11 protein-coding genes are annotated in these 14353 nt (G+C 76.8%); 5 read left to right on the top strand and 6 right to left on the bottom strand.

What is annotated here, in order from left to right; all coding sequences use genetic code 11:
* Positions 1-60 precede the first annotated feature (60 nt).
* Positions 61-2991: a helix-turn-helix transcriptional regulator gene (locus tag OG767_RS18580; protein WP_405089708.1), complete on the bottom strand. Its 2931-nt coding sequence runs from the start codon at positions 2989-2991 to the stop codon at positions 61-63.
* Between the two features lie 189 nt (positions 2992-3180).
* Here OG767_RS18580 and OG767_RS18585 point away from each other — a divergent pair, with 189 nt between their 5' ends.
* Positions 3181-6162: an AAA family ATPase gene (locus OG767_RS18585; protein ID WP_405089709.1), complete on the top strand. Its 2982-nt coding sequence runs from the start codon at positions 3181-3183 to the stop codon at positions 6160-6162.
* Between the two features lie 250 nt (positions 6163-6412).
* Here OG767_RS18585 and paaI read toward each other — a convergent pair whose 3' ends face one another.
* Together paaI and paaK are read right to left on the bottom strand one after the other, a co-directional pair.
* Positions 6413-6820, bottom strand: coding sequence for a hydroxyphenylacetyl-CoA thioesterase PaaI (gene paaI / locus OG767_RS18590; protein WP_281941773.1), 408 nt, complete (start codon positions 6818-6820; stop codon positions 6413-6415).
* 1 nt (position 6821) lies between these two features.
* The gene (gene paaK / locus OG767_RS18595; protein ID WP_405089710.1) at positions 6822-8129 is read right to left on the bottom strand and encodes a phenylacetate--CoA ligase PaaK; all 1308 of its coding nucleotides are present in this window, start codon (positions 8127-8129) and stop codon (positions 6822-6824) included.
* Positions 8130-8432: 303 nt separating this feature from the next.
* Between paaK and OG767_RS18600 the strand changes: the two genes are divergently transcribed.
* The 3 genes from OG767_RS18600 to OG767_RS18610 are packed head-to-tail and all read left to right on the top strand — an operon-like array spanning position 8433 to position 10040.
* The gene (locus tag OG767_RS18600; RefSeq protein ID WP_405089711.1) at positions 8433-8936 is read left to right on the top strand and encodes a FluC/FEX family fluoride channel; all 504 of its coding nucleotides are present in this window, start codon (positions 8433-8435) and stop codon (positions 8934-8936) included.
* Positions 8933-9295, top strand: a complete 363-nt coding sequence (gene crcB, locus OG767_RS18605; RefSeq protein ID WP_107159826.1) for a fluoride efflux transporter CrcB — start codon at positions 8933-8935, stop codon at positions 9293-9295. The genes OG767_RS18600 and crcB overlap by 4 nt, the downstream gene beginning before the upstream one ends.
* A gap of 40 nt (positions 9296-9335) precedes the next feature.
* Positions 9336-10040, top strand: coding sequence for an MBL fold metallo-hydrolase (locus tag OG767_RS18610; RefSeq protein ID WP_405089712.1), 705 nt, complete (start codon positions 9336-9338; stop codon positions 10038-10040).
* A 236-nt stretch (positions 10041-10276) separates the two neighbouring features.
* On the opposite strand, the gene OG767_RS18615 is transcribed toward OG767_RS18610, so the two are convergent.
* Together OG767_RS18615 and OG767_RS18620 are read right to left on the bottom strand one after the other, a co-directional pair.
* A complete protein-coding gene (locus tag OG767_RS18615; RefSeq protein WP_405089713.1) occupies positions 10277-10609 on the bottom strand; it encodes a hypothetical protein in 333 nt (110 codons plus the stop codon).
* A gap of 88 nt (positions 10610-10697) precedes the next feature.
* Complete coding sequence (locus OG767_RS18620) at positions 10698-11933, bottom strand: MFS transporter (RefSeq protein ID WP_405089714.1); 1236 nt, start codon at positions 11931-11933, stop codon at positions 10698-10700.
* 117 nt (positions 11934-12050) lie between these two features.
* On the opposite strand from OG767_RS18620, the gene OG767_RS18625 reads away from it, so the two are divergent.
* On the top strand, positions 12051-13040 hold the full coding sequence (locus OG767_RS18625) for a LacI family DNA-binding transcriptional regulator (protein WP_405089715.1): 990 nt from the start codon (positions 12051-12053) through the stop codon (positions 13038-13040).
* 10 nt (positions 13041-13050) lie between these two features.
* Here the strand turns inward: OG767_RS18625 and OG767_RS18630 are convergent, their stop codons facing one another.
* The gene (locus OG767_RS18630; RefSeq protein WP_405089716.1) at positions 13051-14199 is read right to left on the bottom strand and encodes an FUSC family protein; all 1149 of its coding nucleotides are present in this window, start codon (positions 14197-14199) and stop codon (positions 13051-13053) included.
* Positions 14200-14353 lie beyond the last annotated feature (154 nt).

The following is a 14353-nucleotide window of genomic DNA, read 5'->3' on the forward strand; positions in this document are numbered from 1 at the left end:
GACAGCCTGCCAGCCGCCGGGCGTGGGTCGGATCAGTAGAACGACGTATTCGGCGTACGTCTATTCCGGACGGTTGCGCAGGAAGATGGCGCTGGCCTGCACCCGGGTCCGGACCTGGAGCTTGTCGAAGATGTGCGACACGTGCACGCCGATGGTCCGCTCACTGATGAACAGCCGCTGGCCGATCTCCTTGTTCGTCAGCCCCTCGGCGACCGCGGCGAGCACCTCCCGCTCGCGCGCGGTCAGCACCGCCAGCTCGTCCACCGCCGGCACGGCGGGCGCCGCGCGCGGCCGGGGCGCCGGCGCCGGCGCGTCGTCCAGGGTCACCCGGGCCCGACCCGCCAGGGTACGGATCTCCGCGCTGAGCGGCACCGCGCCGAGCGCCTGCGCCGTCGCGTGCGCCTGACGCAGCAGCTTGCCGGCGGTCGCCATCCGGCTGCGCCGGGACAGCAGCGCCTCGGCCTGCCGCAGGCGGGAGTACGCCGCCGGATAGGGGTGGTGCCGCCGGTCCCACTCGGTGGCCGAGCGGCCCCACAGCTCGGGGTCGCCCCGGCCGTCGTCGAGCCGGCTCAGCTCGGCGTCGCAGAGCGCCAGGAAACCGTCCGCGACGTACCGCACCGGGGCGCCCGCCCGGGCGCTCTTGCGGGTCACCCGGTCGACCACCTCGCGCAGCCGGCGCACCGCGTTCGGGTCCACCTCCACCGTCCGGCTCGCCGCCGCCTCGGCCTCGGCCCGCAGCCCGTGCCAGGCCAGCGTGGCCAGCACGATGACGTCGTCGGAGCGGCTCTCGGTCAGGCCCCGCTGGACGGCCTGCCGGGCCAGGTCGTGCCGGCCCTGCCACATGGCCAGCCCGGCGCGCAGGATGAGCATCGGCAGCACGTGCCGGGCGCCGCCGCCGGCCAGCACCGTGGCGACCGCCTCCAGGTCACGGTCGGAGGCCTCGACGTCGCCGTACCCGACGGAGAGCCGGCACCGGGCCAGCAGCAGCTCGACCGCGTCCGCGCCGGACGGCCGGTGCCGCAGCGCGGCGGCGACGACCTTCTCCGCCTCCGCCCACTGCCCGACCCGGAACAGCCCGTTCGTCGCCACCGCCAGCAGCCGGGTCTCCCAGGTGCGGCCCAGACCCAGCTCGGCGACGCGCTCGGCGCCGCGGCGGGCCACCACGACGCCCTCCTCCAGGATGTTGAGCGGCCCGGTGAGCAGCTCCGCCAGGTGCAGGTACGCGCAGGCCACGTCCTCCGGCCGGCCGGAGGACTCAGCGGTCTCCAGCGCCCGGCGCATCACCGTCAGCCCGTCCGCCGGGTCGCCCAGGAACGCCTCGCTGAAGCCGAGCGCGGAGCTGGCCAGCACCACCTCGGAGGTGCAACCGGGCACGCCGGCGGCCAGGTCGAGCGCCTCCCGGGCCTGCTCGCCGGCCTCGGCGTAGCGCCCCAGGTGCAGCAGCAGCTCGGCCCGGCGGGCGGCGGCGGTGCACCGCTCGTGCGGCGTGCAGTCGGCCGCGGAGAGCACCCGTCGGTACTCCTCCTCGGCCGGCGCGGAACGGCCGGCGGCGGCCAGGTAACGGGCCCGCCGGATGTGCAACGCGCAGGTCGGCGGGCCGGCCGGATCGGCCGACAGCTCCGCCAGCAGGGTCAGCGCCCGAGCGTGCTCGCCGCTGTGGTGCGCGGCCTCCGCGGCGTGGCTGAGCAGCTCGGCGCGGTCCACCTCGACGGGCGCCGGCCGCCCGCCGTCGGGCGGCACCACGGCCGGCGTGGCGGCCAGCGTCAACGCGGTCGACCAGTGGCGGTGCGCCTCGGCGTACCCGTGCAGCCGTTCCGCCTCGCGGGCGGCGGCCATCGCCGCCGGCAGCGCCCGGGCCGGCTCGCCGGCCTGCCGCCAGTGGTGGGCCAGCCGGGCCTGGTGCAGCTCCGCCGGGGCGGCGGTGAGCGCCTCGGCGTAGCGGCGGTGCAAGGCGGCCCGCTCGGCGGGCAGCAGCTCGTCGGCCAGGATCTCGGCGACCAGCCGGTGCCGGAGCCGGTAGCCGTCGTCGGCGCCGACCAGCAGGCGGTGCGCCACCGCCTCGCGAACCGCGTCGAGCAGCTCGTCCTCGGGCAACCGCACCACCTGCGCCAGCAGCCAGTGCTCGACCGGCTCGACGCCGGCGGCGACCGCCTGGACCACGGCGTGCGCCGGCTGGGGCAGCGCGTCGACCCGGCCCAGGAAGACCTCGCGCAGCGTGTCGGAAAGGCCGTCGCGGCCGTCCCGCCGGTCGCGGGCCAGCTCCTCCACCACGAACGGGTTGCCGCCGCTGCGCTGCCACAACTGGTCGGCGGCCTCCGGCGGCAGCGGCGCGCCGACGATCGCGGCGGCCAACTCGTCCGTGCCGGACCGGTCCAGCGGGAGCAGGTCGACCACCTGGACGGAACGCAACCGGCGCAGCTCGGCGAGCACCCGGCGCAGCGGGTGCGCGCCCCGCAGCGACTCCGCGCGGATCGCGGCCAACACGGACAGTTGCAGGTCACCCAGGCCGGCGAGCAGATAGAGCAGGAGCTGACGGGTGCTCCGGTCGACCCACTGGAGGTCGTCGAGCACGAGCACCAGCGGCCGGCCACCGGCCACCAGGTGCAGCCCCTGGGCGACCCGTTCCAGCAGCGCGCCCGCGCCGTCCGGGCCGGGGGTCTCCTCGTCGAACACCTGCAACAGGCCCCGGACCGCCGAGGTGGTGCGCGCCTCGGCCAGATCGGCGTCGAGCCGCCGCAGCGCCTGGCGCACCGGGTGCAGGGGCGAGGCGTCGCCGATGTCGAGGCAGGTGCCGGTGAGCACCAGCGCGCCGGCCTGCCGCACCTGCTCGCCGACCTCGCTCAGCAGCCGGGTCTTGCCCATCCCGCTCTCGCCGGTGAGGAAGACCGCCGCGGTGTGCCCCGGGGCGACGTCGTCGAGCAGCGCCGAGCGCAGCCTCGCCACGGTCCCGGCGCGGCCGACGAGCGGTGCGGAGTCCACGTCGCTGGCCATGGGACGCAGCCTAGTCACAGGTCCCCGCACCGTTCTACGGCGTTCCGGGCCCTGTGGTACCTCCCGCGTCGACAACACGACTAACGGTTGCGCGTGGCCGACATACGTCGTCCTACCGATCCCCCGAGGGCCCGGTGGTGAAAGTGTCCGGAGGTCGTCGGGCACCGGACCAGGGAAAGGGTGGGTGCGATGGTGATCACCACGCCCGTGGCGAGTCGGGAAGCCGCCCGCGCGGCGCTCTGGCCGGTACCGGAGGAACGCCGCACCGTCACGGTGCTCTTCGTCGACATCGTCGGCTCGACCGGCCTGGTGGAACGGCTCGACCCGGAGGACGTGCGGACGCTGCAACGGGTCTACTTCGGCACCGTCTCCGGCGTGCTGCGCCGGTGGCGGGGCGTGGTGGAGAAGTACGTCGGCGACGCCGTGATGGCGCTGTTCGGCGCGCCCGGCTGCGACGGCTTCGACGCGTACCGGGCGGTCCGGGCCGGGCTGGAGATCCAGGCGGCGCTGGACCGGCGGTCGCCGGGCGACGCCCGGCTGCGGGTGCGGGTCGGCGTGGCGACGGGCGAGGTGCTGGTGGACCTGACCGGCGCCCGCGACGGCGGCCACGGCGCGGCCAGCGGCGCGGTGATCACCACCGCCGCCCGGCTCCAGGAGTACGCGCCGCCGGGCGGCGTGGTCGTCTGCCCGGTCACCCGGCGGGCGGTCGCCGGCCTCGTCGAGCAGCGTCCACTCGCGACCGCGACGATGGCCGGCAAGACGCTGCCGCTGGACGTCTGGCGGGTGACCGGGGTGTCCCCGTACCGGCCGACCCGGCACCGTGGCCCGCTGGTGGGCCGCCGGCGAGAACTGGCCGGCGCGGCCGACGCGGTGACCCGGGCGCTGCGTGAGCGCCGGCCACGGTGGATCTCCGTGACCGGGCCGCCCGGCAGCGGCCGCAGCCGACTGCTGCACGAGCTGACCCGCGCCGTGACGCGCGTGGACGGCACGGCGGTGCGCTGGTGCGTGGCGCACTGCCCGCCGTACCCGGAGGGAGACCTGGCGCCGCTGGCCGACCTGGTCCGCGCGCTGCTCACCCCGGATGCGACCGACCGACCGGCCACCGTACGCCCGCTGCCCGGCTCGGCCCCGGGCGCGGCCGGATGGGCCGCGACCAGCCCGGCGCTGGCCGCGTTCCTCGCCGCGCCGCGGGACGCCGCGGCGGCGGCCCGGGCCGCGGTGGCCGCCCGCGAGCTGCTGCTCGACCGGGCCGCCGGAAGCCCGGTGGTGGTGGCGGTGGACGACCTGGACCGGGCCGCGCCGGCACTGCACCGGTTCCTGGGCCAGCTGTACGCCGCGGCCGGCGACCGCGGGCTGGCGCTCGCGGTGGTCACCACCCACGGCGCCGGCCACGCCGACCCGCGGCCGGCGCCGGTCGCCCGGCGGCTGCGGATCTGGCTGCCGCCGCTGGGCGCGCGGGACACCGGCCGCCTGCTGCGGCACCTGCTGGACCGGGCCGACCGGCCCGCCGCGCTGGCCGCCACGCTGCTGCCGCTGGTCGGCGGCAACCCGGCCGTCGCGAGCGCGTACGCGGCGGCCGACGCGGCGGAGGATGAGCCGACCGGGGTGCCCGCACCGGTCCGCCGGCTGGTGGACGCCCGGCTGGACCGGCTGGACGGCGCGCAGCGCGCGGTGCTGATGGCGGGCGCGGTGGTCGGCGGCCCGGTCAACACTGCGACTGTCGAGCGGATGCTCGCCTGGCCGGCCGGCCAGGCCGGGCCGGTGCTGCGCGCCCTGGCCGCGGCCGGCCTGCTCCGCCGCGCCGGCGCCGGCGCCGTCCCAGGAGCCGGCGGAAACGCGGGCGCGGACGGGACCGCGCCGGACGGTGCGCGCGAGTGGGCTGATTCGGACACCGGAGCGGGCGTGGGCGTCCGGCGCACCGGTGTCGGCTCGCGCAGCACCGCCGTCCCGGGTGTCTTGGGCATCTCGGGCGGCTCGGTTATCCCGCGCGGCTCGGGTATCCCGGGCGGCTCGGGCGGCTCGGGCGGCTCGGGCGGCTCGGGCGGCTCGGGCGGCTCGGGCGGCTCGGGCGGCTGGACGATCGTCGAGCCGGTGGTGGCCCGGGTGGCCGCGCATCGGTTGCCGCGTGCGGTGCGGGCGGACTTCGTCCGCCGGCTGACCAATGGTGGGTCGGTGCCGGCGATCCGCGCCGACCGCATCGGCGTACCCGTCGCCGTCCGGTCCGGGGCCATCCCAGGGCCGGCGACCGACGCGCGCTCCGTCGCGGTCGTCGGAGCGCGCGTCGACGCCGGGTCCGGCATCGGGGCGGGAACCGATGCTGGGTGGGGAGCCTGGACCCGGACGGGAACCGGCGTCGGGCGGGGGGCCCGCACGGGGACTGGCGTCGGCACGGGGACTGGCGTCGGCACGGGGGCCGGCATCGCTGACAGAGGGATCAGCGGCCGTCCGGGGGTCGGCGTGGTGCGCCAGGTGGCCGATCAGCCGGGTGAGGCTCCCGCGCGCCTGCCGGCGCCGGTGGGGACCGGCGTCCCCGGGTGGGACGCCGAGGAGCGGGTGACCTGCCCGCTCGGGGCGGGGCGGTCGCGCCGGTCGGGTGGAGGGGCCCGACCGGCGCCCGTCCCGCCGTCCGGACCGGACGGGGCCGACGCACGCCGGTCGGCGACGGAGCGATCGGGGTACGCCGACGTGCCCGTCACCCGGGCCGACCCGTCACGGGGGGAGATCGGGCAGCGGAACCCCCCGGTCGACCTCGGGCAACGGGACACTCCGACCGGCGCCGGGCGACCGAACGGCGCCGTCAGCGGCGGGCAACCGGACGCTCCGGTCAGTGGCGACGGACGGACCGGACCGGGTTCCCCGGCCCCGTACACGCCGGTCGGGGCGGCGCGGGTCGCATCCGGCGGTCCAGCGCGGGTCGCACCTGACGGCCCGACGCGGGTCACACCTGACGGCCCAACGCGGGTCGCACCGGGCGGCGCGGCATGGGTCGCACCCGACGGCCCGGCACGGGTCGCATTGGGCGGCCCGGCACGGGTCGCATTGGGCGGCCCGGCACGGGTCGCATTGGGCGGCCCGGCACGGGTCGGCTGGGTGGCCGGCCTGCCCGAACGAGCGGGCCGGGGCCGGCGAACACCGACGCCGCCCGACGCCGCGCTCGGGCTGGCCGCCTGACGGTCGCGTCCGGGTCGGAGCGGGCACGGGGCCACTCCGGCCCGGGCAGCGGCCGAAAACAGTCGCGCCCGGCAAGCGGCCAGTGGCGGGCCGATGACGCCACGTGCGCCGATTCATCGATCTTGGAGTGGTGGCACCTCCGATACCAGGAGTAAACCGACATACCTTGGCACCACTAGTCCAAGATCGACGGAGTGGCCGGGGCGGACGCGGGGGCGGGGCGGGGTGGGGCGGGGTGGGGTGGGGTGGGTCAGTCGCGGGCGATGACCCGGCTGCGTCCCCGGAACTCGGCCACCACCTCGTCGCCTCGTCGCACGGTGACGTCGTAGATGCCGCTGCGGCCGTGCCGGACCCGCTCGGTGGCGTACGCGTCCAGCACGTCGCCCGCGCGCACCGGGCGCAGGAAGGTGATCTCGCCCCCGGCGGCCACAGTGGCCGGGCCGTGGCTGTTGCAGGCCAGCGCGAACGCGGTGTCGGCGAGCAGGAACACGAAACCGCCGTGGCCGATCGCATGCCCGTTGAGCATCGCCGGGGTGACCCGCATCCGGGCCACTGCCGCGCCGTCGCCGGCCGAGACGAGTTCGATGCCGAGCCCGGTCGAGGCGACATCGGCGTCGAACATGTCGTGGGCCGCGGTACGCCCGCCGTCGTCCGTCATCTCAGTGCTCCCGCCGCTGGTCGACGATGCGGCGCATCTTGCCCATCGAGCGTTCCACTCCGTCCGGCTCGATCACCCGGACCGCCACGGAGACGCCGATGGTGTTCTTGACCTGCTCGACCAGGGCCGCCCCGGCCCGCTCCGCGTCGGCCACGGCGGCGTCGGCGCGGCGCTCGACGTGAACGGTGAGGGTGTCCAGCCGTCCCTGCCGGTCGAGTACGCACTGGAAGTGCGGCGACAGCGCGGGGGCCCGCAGGATCAGCTCCTCGATCTGGGTCGGGAAGACGTTCACCCCCCGGACGATCATCATGTCGTCGGTGCGTCCGGCGATCTTCTCGATCCGCCGCATGGGGCGGGCCGTACCGGGCAGCAGCCGGGTGAGGTCACGGGTGCGGTAGCGGACCACCGGCATCGCCTCCTTGGTCAGCGACGTCAGCACCAGCTCGCCGCGTTCGCCGTCGGGCAGCACCGCGCCGGTGACCGGGTCGATGATCTCGGGATAGAAGTGGTCCTCCCACAGGTGCAGGCCGTCCTTGGTCTCCACGCACTCGACCGCCACGCCGGGGCCCATCACCTCGGACAGGCCGTAGATGTCCAGCGCGTGCAGGTCCAGCCGCTGCTCCAGCTCCCGGCGCATGTCCTCGCTCCACGGCTCGGCCCCGAAGATGCCAACCCGCAGCGAGGTGGCCCGCGGGTCGACACCCTGGCGTTCCATCTCGTCCACGATGGCCAGCATGTAGCTGGGGGTGACCATGATGACCTCCGGTTCGAGGTCACGGATCAGCATGACCTGCCGCTCGGTCATGCCGCCGGAGACCGGGATGACCGTGCAACCCAGCTCCTCGGCGCCGTAGTGCGCGCCCAGGCCGCCGGTGAACAGGCCGTAGCCGTACGCGACGTGCACCCGGTCGCCGCGCCGACCGCCGGCGGCCCGGATCGAACGCGCCATCAGGGTGGCCCAGGTGTCCAGGTCGGGGCGGGTGTAGCCGACCACGGTGGGGCGTCCGGTGGTGCCGGAGGAAGCGTGCAGCCGGGCGATCCGCTCCCGGGGCACGGCGAACATGCCGAACGGGTAGTTCTCCCGCAGCTCGGCCTTGGCGGTGAACGGGAAGCGGGCCAGGTCGGCGAGGTCGCGGACGTCGTCGGGGTGGGCGCCGGCGGCGTCGAACGCGCGCCGGTAGTGCGGCACGTGCGCGTACGCGTGCCGCAGCGAGTGGCGCAACCGGTCCAGTTGGAGCGCCCGCAGCTCGTCGACGCCGATCCGCTCGGCGGGATCCAGCTCGTCCGGACGAGGGGTGCGGTCCTGCACGGTTGCCTCCTGCGCGACGGGCCCGACGCCGCCGCGCCGGGCGGGAACCCGCTCACCGTACGCCCGTACGGCCCACCCTGCCAGGTCAACGCCACCTCCTCGCCGATCTTGCGGTTAACGCCCTCCGCACGGGCGGTTCGCGCCCTTTGCCGGGGCCGGTACCGCAAGATCGCCGAGGAGGCGCGGGGGTCAGGGCAGGGTGGGGTGGGGCAGGGCGGGTTATGCTCGGTGAGCCGGCGGTGGGGCCCGCCGTCCCGGGAGGCGCCGGGAGAACCGCGACCACGCCAACGGTCCCTGCCAGTGATGCCCGTCCTGGTAGGAGGCACCGTGCGACGACCGCCCGAGTCCCGCGTCGATCCGGACGTCGATCTCCGCGTACCCGCCGACCGGACGGAGCTGACCGCGCGCCCGGCGGCGGTGCTCGGCGTGATCGCCGCCGGCGGCGTGCTCGGCGCGCTGGCCCGCGCCGGCGCGCAGGCCGCCGCACCCCACCCGCCCACCGGTCTCCCCTGGGCCACGTTCGGCGTCAACGTCACCGGGTGCCTGCTGATCGGCGTCCTGATGGCGGTACTCACCGCCCGACCGGCCGGGCCGCTGGTCCGGCCGTTCCTCGGCGTCGGCGTGCTCGGCGGGTTCACCACGTTCTCCGCGTACGCGGTCGACGCGCAACGTCTGGTGACCGCCGGCGCGCCGGGCACGGCGCTGGTCTACCTGGCCATGACCGTCCTCGCCGCGCTGCTGGCGGTCGCCGTCGGGGACGTGGTGACCAGCCGGCTGCTGGCCGCCCGGCGCGGGGAGGCCCGGTGACCGTCCTCTGGATCGCGCTCGGCGCGGCGCTCGGCGCTCCGCTGCGCTACCTCACCGACCGGGCGGTGCAGGCCCGGCACGACTCCGCGTTCCCGTGGGGCACGCTGACCGTCAACGTGGCCGGCTCGCTGCTGCTCGGCGCGGTGCTGGCGGTGCCGGCCGATCCCGCGGTGACCGCGCTGGTCGGCACCGGCTTCTGCGGCGCGCTGACCACCTGGTCCACGCTCAGCTACGAGACGCTGCGGCTGGCCCGCACCGGCGCGCGTCTCCACGCGTACGCGAATGTGCTGGTCAGTGTGGTCGCCGGGCTCGGCGCGGCCTTCGTCGGGTACGCGTTGGCCGCCGCGTTCACCGGCTGACGGGGCAGCCGGCGGGGGCGGGCGGCGATAGCATCCCGCCATGGAGCTGCGCCACCTGGCCGACCGGGTCTGGCTGTTCCCCGGCGACCCCGACCCGGGCGCGGTGCGGCCCACCGTGGCGGTGGTCGCCGACGATCGCGGCAGCGTGCTCGTCGACGCCGGCCACAGTCCCGCGCACGCCCGGGAGATCCGTGCCGGGATCGCCGCCGCCCGGCTGCCGGAGCCGCGCTGGCTGGTCTACACCCATCACCACTGGGACCACGTCTGGGGCGCCTGCGCCTGGCCGGGCGTGGAGATCGTCGGGCACGAGGCCGGGGTCGCGCCGTTGCGCGCCGAGGCGGCCTGCCCGTGGAGCCACCGTCACCTGCGGGAGCGGGTCCGCGCCGAGCCACGGCTCGGGCCCAGCTACCGGGCGCGGGCGCTCGCCGTGGACGACTGGGACGGCTTCGCGGTGCTGCCGCCGACCCGCACGTTCACCGACGAGCTGATGCTGCCCACCGGCGTGGTGCTGCGGCACGTCGGTGGCCGGCACGCCCCCGACTCGACGGTGGTGCTGGTGCCGGACTCCCGGGTGCTGCTGCTCGGCGACTGCTGGTACCCGCCGCCGCTGCACGAGCGCGGCCCGACCGACGGGCCGGATCTGGCGCTGGCCCGGAGCCTGCTCTCCGAGCACGTCGAGTGGTACGTCTCCGCGCACGACGAGCCGCTGGGCCGGGACCAGGCCCGCGCCGCGCTCGGCGAGTGAGCGGCCGCCGGCACACCCCGCGCGACCGCGATGACCCGGCGCGGACCGGCCCGGAGCGCACCGCCCCTGGGCCTGGACCCGTCCGACGCGGACCGCACCGCCCCGGGCCTGGACCCGTCCGGCGCGGACCGCCCCGGAGCGCACCGCCCCTGGCGTGGACCCGTCCGGCGCGGACCGGCCGGGAGCGCACCGCCCCTGGCCTCGACCCGTCCGGCCCAGACGGCCCGGTCCGCAGGTCAGCGTGCGTGGCGTTCCGGGTGCGCCCGGTTCCAGGCCCGCATCCGCTCCGGGTAGCCGGTGCGGGCCGCCTCGTAGAGCGGCACCGCGTGCCGTTGGGCGATCTTGCCGGCGACCCGGGGCGAGCCGGTGCGGCGGCGGATCCACTCCCCGTCGTGGGCGATGGCGACCACCGTGGTGTCGGTGGCGGTGGTCTCCGGTTCCAGATAGAACTCGACCCCGCGCCGGCTGGTCACGAACGCCTCCAGCTGCGCCAGATCCTCCCGGTTCGCCTCGCGGTCGAGCTTCGTCGGCGTTGTCGGCTCGGCGGCCCGTCGGCTGAACCAGCCCATGCCCGCCTCCTCTCCTCGGCGTCGGAGTCCAGTGCAGCACGCGCGCCTGGCAGGGGCCTGGGAGCGTAGTGGGAGTCGGCTGAGCCGCTCAGCGGGCCGGCCGGTCCGCTCCGGCCGGTGCGCGCAGCACCGGCACCAGCGCCAGCGTGGGCAGCAGGAGCAGCGGCACCAGGCCGAGCGCGTTCAGCACGCCGAGGTGGTCGCCGAGGAAGCCGAGCAGCGGCGGCCCGGCGAGGAACGCGGTGTAGCCGATCACCGCGACCACGCTGACCCGGGCCGGGGCCTTCTCCTCGTCGTCGGCGGCGGCGCTCATCCCGACCGGGAAGCCGAGCGACGCGCCGATCCCCCACAACGCCACGCCGACCACCGCCAGCGGACCGGAGCCGGCCAGCACGGCCAGGGCGGCGCCGACGGCGGCGAGCCCGATGGTGCCGAACAGCACCGGCACCCGTCCCCAGCGGTCGATGGCGATCGTGCCGAGGGTCCGGCCCAGCGTCATACCGACCACGAACACGCCGAACACGGCGGCGCCGACCGCCTCGTCGACGCCGTACCCGTCGACGAAGGCCACCGCCAGCCAGTCGTTGGCGCTGCCCTCGGTGAACGCCATGACCAGCACCAGCAGGCCGACCAGCAGGGTGCGCGGCTCCCGCCAGGCGGTCAGCAGCGCCCGCCGCCGGGCCGCCGGCTCGCCCGCGCCTGTCGACTCGGCCGGCGCGGACAGGAACGCCCGCGCCCCGAACAGCGTGCCGGTCAGGATCAGCACCGCCAGGACCGGCAGGTGCACCTCGATCGGCACGTCGAGCCGGGCCGCCCCCGCGCCGAGCCCGGCCCCGGCCACCGAGCCGAGACTCCAGGCGGCGTGGAAGCGGGGCATGATCGTACGGCCGATCCGCCTCTCCACGACCGCGCCCTCGACGTTCATCGCCACGTCGCACAGGCCGGAGCCGAAGCCGAACGCGGCGATCCCGAGCCCGACGCCGACCACCCAGCCGGCCAGGCCGGTGGCGAGACCGGCCACCGTCATGCCGAGCGCGACCAGCACGGTCGCCACGACCACCGTGCGGGCCGGGCCGATCCGCTGGGTGACCAGACCGGCGGCGGGCATGGCCAGCAGCGCGCCCAGCGACATGCAGAGCAGCAGCAGGCCGAGCCGGCTCGGGCTGAGGCCGAGCGCCTCCCGGACCGCCGGCACCCGGGAGAACCAGCTGGCCATCGCGAGCCCGTTGAGGGCGAAGACGACGGCGACGCCGTTGCGGGCGGCCAGCACCGGCCGGAAGGCCGGTGGCCGTGACGCGGCCGGCGCGTCGAGGGCGTTGCTCACGGTGCGGTAGTCCCTTCCCCGAATGGTTCCCGACGACCATCGCACACCTGAGAGCGCTACCACCACAAGCGCTCCCACCCCTTACCATGCCCGGTCCGGACCGGGCATGATGCGCACATGGGTACGCCGACCGCACGACCCGCCACGCTCGACGACGTGGCCCGGGCCGCCGGGGTGTCCCGGGCCACCGCCTCGCGGGTGCTCGGTGGCTACGGGTTCGCCTCGGCGCAGGCCAGGGCCCGGGTGGGCGCCGCCGCCGACCACCTCGGCTACGTGCCGGACGTCACCGCCCGGGCGCTGGTGCGCGGCGCCGGTGTCCGACTGGTGGTGGCCGTGGTGGGCCGGACCGACGCGGTCTTCGACGACCCGTACGTGCACCGGGTGGTGAGCGCCGCGTCGCGGGTCTGCGCGCCGCACGGGATCGGGGTGGCGCTGGAGTGGCTGCCGCTCGACGACCCGTCCGGCCTGGGCCGGCTCGGCGCGGACCGGGGCGTCTGCGGGGTGATCCTGGTCAACACCACGCGGGCGGCGCTGGACGCGGTGCCGACCCGGCTGCGCGGCCGGGTCGTCTCGATCGGCCAGGGGTCGGCGACCGTGCCGTCGTTCGACGTGGACAACGCGGCCGGCGCCGGCGCGGTGCTGCGCCACCTGTACGCCACCGGCCGCCGCCGCATCGCCATGGTGACCGGCCCGCGCTGGTTGACCTGCGCGGAGCGGTCGGTGACCACGTACCGGGAGCTGATGCGGGAGGCGGGGGCGCCGGAGCGGCTGGTGACCGGCGACTTCACCGCGGCGCGGGGCGGCGCGGCGGCGTTGGCGGCGCTGCGCCGGTGGCCGGACCTGGACGCGGTCTTCGCGGCCAGCGACGCCACCGCGTTCGGGGTGATCGCCGCGCTGCGTGGGCACGGGTTGGGGGTGCCGCACGACGTGGCGGTCGGCGGTTTCGACGACCTGCCCTACGCGGCGATGAGCAGCCCGGCGCTGACCACCGCGACCCACCCGGTCGACCGGATCGCCACCGCCGCGGCCACCGCCGTGCTGACCAGGGCGCCGGTCGCGCCGAGCACCGCTTTCGCGTCCACGCTGGTGACCCGGGAGAGCGCCTGAGCGGCGGCGGTCAGCGCTCCGGCCCGGTGACCGCCGCGTCGACCCGGCTGAGCACCGTCGCGTCGTCGTCCACGCCCACGCCGCGCAGCAGGTCGATGGCGGTGGCCCGGACCGGCCCGATGACCAGCGCGAGCGGCAGCGTCGGGCCGGCGGCGAAGAGCCGGCCGACCGACCGTACCGCCGCCAGCGCCGCCGCGTCCGCCCGGGCTGCGTGCCCGTCGGCGGTCTCCTCCGCTCCGTTGAGGTCGGCGGCGAGCGCGTCGCCGGCCGCGCGGACGGCGTCGGCCAGCGTGCGTACGGCGGCGCCCAGGTCGGTCGGGACGGGCGCGTCGCCGCGGGTGACCGTGACCGCGGCCCGGGCCAGCACGCGCACGTTGCGCACCGCGTAGTCGATCTGCCGGATCGAACCGGCCACGGAGCGCAGCCGGCCGAGGTGCCGGCGACGCCGGACGTTGAGCCGGAGCGCCTCGCCGGCGGCCTGGACCGCGTCCCGCAGCCGGTCCACCCCGGCGTCGGCGTGCCGGGCCCGGTCCAGCGCGGCCAGGGCGGCCTCGTCGTCGGCGTGGTCGAGCGCGTCGGCGACCTCGTCGAGCACGCCGGCCAGCTCCCTGAACGTGTGCCGGAACTCGGCCACCAGCGGGGCGAGCGGCCGGCGGGCGTCGACGAGCTGGCTGGCGACCACCGCCACCGCGCCGCCGATCAGCGCGTCGACGAACCGGAACGGGATCAGCGACTCGGTGGGGGGCGAGACCACCACCAGGTAGAGCGCGGAGACCGCGGCCTGCACCACGGTGACCGAGCTGGCGCCGACCGCCACCGCCAGCGCGACGGTGAGCAGGATGACGGTGAACACGGTCCAGGTGGTGCGCGGGCCCAGCGCCTGGACCACCAGGTCGGCCACGAGCACGCCGGCGGCCACGCCGAGCACCACCTCCACCGCCCGGCGGATCCGCTGGCCCCGCGCCTGACCGAGCACGATCAGCGCGGCGGCGGGCGCGAAGAACGGCTGCGGGTGCCCGACCAGCCGGGTGGCGAGCATCCAGGCGACGGTGGCGGCGAGCGTCGCCTCGACCACCGGCAGCCAGCCCCGCCGCAGCCGCCCGGCCGCCGCCCGTACGGCCGGGCCGACCCGCCGCCGGCCCTCACGTACCCCGCTCATCCCCACCTCCCGTTCCACCCGGCCCTATCCTGCGGGACCGGCCCGCACCCCGCGCGCGATCTTGCGGTTCCGGCCCACGCTTCGGGTCGTTCACCCGCTTTGTCGGGGCAGGAACCGCAAGATCGACGCGTCGGGTGCCGATCGACCCTGGTCG

The sequence above is a fragment of the Micromonospora sp. NBC_01392 genome (assembly GCF_045040125.1).
Lineage (GTDB): Bacteria > Actinomycetota > Actinomycetes > Mycobacteriales > Micromonosporaceae > Micromonospora.

Coding starts and splice junctions, on each gene's coding strand:
- OG767_RS18585 (WP_405089709.1), top strand. CDS start 3,181: ATGGTGATCACCACGCCCGTGGCGAGTCGGGAAGCCGCCCGCGCGGCG.
- OG767_RS18580 (WP_405089708.1), bottom strand. CDS start 2,991: ATGGCCAGCGACGTGGACTCCGCACCGCTCGTCGGCCGCGCCGGGACC.
- OG767_RS18630 (WP_405089716.1), bottom strand. CDS start 14,199: ATGAGCGGGGTACGTGAGGGCCGGCGGCGGGTCGGCCCGGCCGTACGG.
- OG767_RS18600 (WP_405089711.1), top strand. CDS start 8,433: ATGCCCGTCCTGGTAGGAGGCACCGTGCGACGACCGCCCGAGTCCCGC.
- OG767_RS18610 (WP_405089712.1), top strand. CDS start 9,336: ATGGAGCTGCGCCACCTGGCCGACCGGGTCTGGCTGTTCCCCGGCGAC.
- OG767_RS18615 (WP_405089713.1), bottom strand. CDS start 10,609: ATGGGCTGGTTCAGCCGACGGGCCGCCGAGCCGACAACGCCGACGAAG.
- paaI (WP_281941773.1), bottom strand. CDS start 6,820: ATGACGGACGACGGCGGGCGTACCGCGGCCCACGACATGTTCGACGCC.
- OG767_RS18625 (WP_405089715.1), top strand. CDS start 12,051: ATGGGTACGCCGACCGCACGACCCGCCACGCTCGACGACGTGGCCCGG.